Source organism: Actinomycetospora sp. (assembly GCF_036497245.1).
Lineage (GTDB): Bacteria > Actinomycetota > Actinomycetes > Mycobacteriales > Pseudonocardiaceae > Actinomycetospora.
In genome coordinates this window covers 1-4262 of sequence record NZ_DASXJS010000177.1, presented here as the reverse complement: position 1 = coordinate 4262, position 4262 = coordinate 1, and the positions used below count along the sequence as shown (strand labels likewise).

Here is a 4262-nt window from a genome sequence, read left to right as displayed (position 1 = left end):
CCAAGTCGGCCGCGACCAGCGCCGCCGACAAGCGCGCCCCCAAGGCCTGACGCTCCCCCGAGGCCACGGCCCCGTCACCACCGTCATCGCACGGTGGGGCGGGGCCGTCGTCGTGCCAGGGACCGGGAGGCGGCCGGGCCGCCCCACCAGCACGTATCCTCGCCGTGTGCTGCTGCAAGTGCCGGTGTTCGAGTACCTCGACTACTACCTGTCGATGCTGATCTGGATCGTGGCCATCCCGGTCGGCCTGTACGCGTTCATCCACGCGCTGTTGCAGCGGGCGGACGCGTTCACGGCGGTCGACAAGCTGACGAAGCCCGCCTGGTGCGGCATCACCGGGGTGGGTGCGCTGCTGCTGGTCATCTCGGTGGGCGGCCCCGTCGCGAGTCTCGCCATCCTCTGGCTCGTCGCCCTGTGCGCGGTGCTGGTCTACCTCGTCGACGTGCGTCCGAAGGTGACCGAGGTGCAGCACGGCGGGGGAGGCCGCTGGTGATCGCGGACCTCGCGCCCGCCGCGGGCACGCTGGAGCTCACCTCCGCGCTCTCCCGCCCCGACCTGCTCGCCGAGCCGGTCGCGGCGGCCCTCGCGGCGATGCCCGACGAGGTGGCGGCCTCGTGTGCCGTCGCCGCGATCGACCCGGACCTCGCCGACACCGCCGCGTTCTGCGAGGCGTACGGCTCGCCGCTCGAGGCCTCGGCCAACTGCGTCGTCGTTGCCGGCTCCCGCTCCGGTGAGCAACGGTTCGGAGCCTGCGTGGTCCTCGCGACCACCCGGGCCGACGTCAACGGCGTCGTCCGCAAGCGCCTCGACGTCCGGAAGGCCTCGTTCGCGCCGATGGACACGGCCGTGGAGCTGACCGCCATGGAGTACGGCGGGATCACCCCGTTCGGCGTGCCCGTGGGTTGGCCGGTCCTGGTCGACTCCGCGGTCCTGGCCGCGCCCGCCGTCGTCGTCGGGAGCGGTATCCGCGGCAGCAAGCTCATCGTGCCGGGATCGGTGCTCGGGCAGCTGCCCGGTGCCGAGGTCATCGACGGGCTGGGCCGATAGGAACAACCCTCGCCCGGTCGGCGTTCCGGTGGTTGAATTTTCAACACGCTGGGGTTCGACGACTCAGCGCCGAGCGCGAGGAGGGCGCCATGCCCGCCGTCACCGTCCCCGACCTGACCGTCCTTCCCCGTCTCGCGGACCTCGGCCCCGACACCGGGACCACCGAGCGCGGCGTGCGCACCGTGACCACCGCGCCGCGCGGGTTCGAGGGCGAGGGCTTCCCGGTGCGGCGCGCGTTCGCCGGGGTCGACCTCGCCGACCTCGACCCCTTCATCCACATGGACCAGATGGGCGAGGTCGAGTACGCCCCGGGCGAGCCCAAGGGCACCGCGTGGCACCCGCACCGCGGCTTCGAGACCGTCACTTACATCATCGACGGGACCTTCGAGCACGCCGACAACCACGGCGGCGGCGGGCTGATCACCAACGGCGACACGCAGTGGATGACCGCGGGCGGTGGCGTGCTGCACATCGAGCGGCCTCCGGAGGCCCTCGTCGCGTCGGGCGGGCTGTTCCACGGCCTGCAGCTGTGGGTGAACCTCCCGCGCGCCCAGAAGTGGGCCCAGCCGCGGTACCAGGACCTGCGGGCGGGCCAGGCCTCGCTCGTGACCTCGCCTGACGCGGGTGCGCTGGTCCGGGTGATCGCCGGGTCGCTGGACGGTCACTCCGGCCCCGGATCGACGTACACGCCGATGACGATGGCCCACGCGTCGGTCGAGCCCGGCGCGATGCTGCACGCGCCGTGGGACCCGGAGCAGAACGCGCTGGCCTACGTCCTCTCCGGCGACGGGTACGCCGGCTCCGAGCGCCGCCCGGTCTCGACGGGCCAGCTCGTGGTGTTCGGGCCGGGTGAGTCGGTGCGGGTGGCCGCGTCGGCGGGCCAGGACGGGCGCCACCCGAAGCTCGAGGTGGTGCTGCTCGGCGGGCGGCCGCTTCGGGAGCCGGTCGCGTGGGGCGGGCCGTTCGTGATGAACACCCGCGAGGAGGTCATGGAGGCGTTCTCGGACTTCTCCAAGGGCCGGCTGGGCGCGATCCCGGCGGAGCGCGTGCCGCACGCGGGCGCGTCGAAGGGTGTCCGAACGGCGTAAGACCCCGATGTCAGAAAAGTCCCGTTGCAGACGTCCAGTGTCTGCAACGGGACTTTTCTGACATCACGAGCACGATCAGTGCTCGGCCAACCAGCGGCGCGTGAAGTCGTCCTCGCCGTCGAGCAGTCCGCTGACCTGCTCGTTGACGATCGACTCGATCTTCCCCGCCACGAACGGCACCGGGACCTCGGCCTTCCCGTCGATGCTGCTCCGCGAGCCGCCGTCGACGTCGTGCAGGGCCTGGGTGCCGGTGAGCTTGCCGGGCAGGCCGCGCACCGTGACCTCGAAGGTCCCCCGGTAGCCGCCCCCGGTCTCGGGGGTCCAGGTCTCGACGCGGTCGAGGATCAGGTCGCCCCCGGTGAACTTCCGGATGACCGACGGCAGGAACTCCACCGCGACCGAGTGCCGGAGCGTCAGGCGTGCCCCGGACTCGTCGACCTTGCGCTCGACGAGCGCGGGGTCCTTGCCTCCGAGTTCGCGCAGGCGTGCCTCGAGATGGTCGGCATCGACCATCACGCGGTACACGGAGTCGGCGTCGGCATCCCAGCCGGCGCGGTGGGAGATCGTCTGGGCCACGAGGCAGGAGGCTACCGTCGCGGGCGTGCCGACCCCGACCACGTCGTCGCCGCCCGCGACCCCGCTCGCCGCGCTGACCACCCTGCGTCTCGGTGGGCCCCCGCGTCGGCTCGTCCGGGCGGGCAGCGCCGACGAGATCGTCGCGGCGGTCCGGGCCGGTGACGCGGCGGGCGAGCCGGTCCTCGTCGTCGGGGGCGGGTCGAACCTCGTCGTCGGCGACGACGGGTTCGACGGCACGGTGGTCCACCTCGAGTCCCGGGGCCACGCGGTCGAGCGGCACGACGCCGAGGCCCTGCTGCGGGTCGAGGCGGGGCAGGACTGGGACGAGCTCGTCGCGGCCACCGTGGACGAGGGTCTCGGCGGTCTCGAGTGCCTGTCCGGCATCCCGGGCTGCGCCGGGGCGACGCCGGTGCAGAACGTCGGCGCCTACGGCGTCGAGGTCGCGGACCTGCTGGTCGACGCCACCCTGTTCGACCGCCGCAGCGGCGACGTCGTCACGGTGCCCGCCGCGGACCTGGGTCTCGGTTACCGCACCAGCCGCCTCAAGCACGGCGGGGCGAGCGGAGCGACGGGGGAGGCGGGCGCCGACCGGGAGATCGTCCTCGCCGCCCGGTTCCGGATGACCACCGACGGGCTCTCCGCCCCGGTCCGCTACGCCGAGCTCGCCCGCACGCTCGGGGTGGAGCCGGGGACCCGGGCGCCGCTCGCGGCGGTCCGGGACGCGGTCCTCGAGCTGCGCCGCGGCAAGGGGATGGTCCTCGACGAGGCCGACCACGACACCTGGAGCGCCGGCTCGTTCTTCACCAATCCGATCGTCGACGGGGACGCCGCCGAGCGGGTCGCGGAGCGGGTGGCCGCCGCGGACCAGCGCGCCGTGACCGCCTGGCCGACCGCCGACGGGCGCGTGAAGCTCTCCGCGGCGGCGCTCATCGAGCGGGCGGGCGTGACGCGCGGGTACCCCGGTCCCGACTCCCCCGTCCGCGTGTCCACCCGGCACACCCTCGCCCTGACCCACCGCGGCGACGGGACGACCACGCAGCTGCTCGCCCTCGCCCGCGACGTCCGCGACCGCGTCGAGGCGGCGTTCGGCGTGCGCCTGGCCCCGGAGCCGGTCCTGGTCGGCTGCACGCTGGACTGATCGTCCGGGCAGGCGTCCCGACCGGAACCGTGGGGATTTCCGGGGGACCTGGTTCACACCAGTGACGGGATTCGGGTCGCCCTCGTTGGGTCATCCAGGGGACCGCGGGGTATCGGGGACGGGACGGCATGAGGACGACGAAACACACGGCTCGGGTGCTGCTGCCCGTCGTCGTCGCGGTGCTGGCCCTGGTGTCGGCCTGTTCAGGCGGTGGGTCGGGCGCGGCCGGGGCGGACACCGAGGCGCCACCCCCACCGGTCGCCGTCGTCTATGCCCCGACCGCGAACGCGACCGACGTCGCCCCGAAGACCGACGTGTCCGTGTCCGTGCCCGACGGCAGGCTCACCGGGGTCGCCCTCACGCCCGCCGGCGGCGGGAAGGCCGTCGACGGCACGCTCTCGCCGGACGGGAAG

6 protein-coding genes are annotated in these 4262 nt (G+C 73.8%); 5 read left to right on the top strand and 1 reads right to left on the bottom strand.

The genetic code is table 11. The features are described from left to right. Positions 1 to 166: 166 nt before the first annotated feature. The 3 genes from VGI02_RS18880 to VGI02_RS18870 all read left to right on the top strand — a co-directional run bounded on the left by VGI02_RS18880 (position 167) and on the right by VGI02_RS18870 (position 2135). Positions 167 to 493: a DUF2516 family protein gene (locus tag VGI02_RS18880; RefSeq protein WP_331629661.1), complete on the top strand. Its 327-nt coding sequence runs from the start codon at positions 167 to 169 to the stop codon at positions 491 to 493. Beyond that, on the top strand, positions 490 to 1047 hold the full coding sequence (locus VGI02_RS18875; RefSeq protein ID WP_331629659.1) for a YbaK/EbsC family protein: 558 nt from the start codon (positions 490 to 492) through the stop codon (positions 1045 to 1047). The genes VGI02_RS18880 and VGI02_RS18875 overlap by 4 nt, the downstream gene beginning before the upstream one ends. Positions 1048 to 1136: 89 nt before the next feature. Further along, positions 1137 to 2135 carry a pirin family protein gene (locus tag VGI02_RS18870; RefSeq protein WP_331629657.1) on the top strand — a complete coding sequence of 333 codons (999 nt, stop codon included), beginning with the start codon at positions 1137 to 1139 and terminating at the stop codon, positions 2133 to 2135. A gap of 75 nt (positions 2136 to 2210) precedes the next feature. Here the strand turns inward: VGI02_RS18870 and VGI02_RS18865 are convergent, their stop codons facing one another. After that, positions 2211 to 2711 carry a DUF2505 domain-containing protein gene (locus tag VGI02_RS18865; RefSeq protein WP_331629655.1) on the bottom strand — a complete coding sequence of 167 codons (501 nt, stop codon included), beginning with the start codon at positions 2709 to 2711 and terminating at the stop codon, positions 2211 to 2213. A 25-nt stretch (positions 2712 to 2736) separates the two neighbouring features. On the opposite strand from VGI02_RS18865, the gene VGI02_RS18860 reads away from it, so the two are divergent. After that, complete coding sequence (locus VGI02_RS18860; RefSeq protein WP_331629653.1) at positions 2737 to 3849, top strand: UDP-N-acetylmuramate dehydrogenase; 1113 nt, start codon at positions 2737 to 2739, stop codon at positions 3847 to 3849. Positions 3850 to 3977: 128 nt separating this feature from the next. After that, positions 3978 to 4262: Ig-like domain-containing protein (locus VGI02_RS18855; RefSeq protein WP_331629651.1), on the top strand; the 285-nt coding region annotated here is incomplete at its 3' end.

Coding starts and splice junctions, on each gene's coding strand:
- VGI02_RS18870 (WP_331629657.1), top strand. CDS start 1,137: ATGCCCGCCGTCACCGTCCCCGACCTGACCGTCCTTCCCCGTCTCGCG.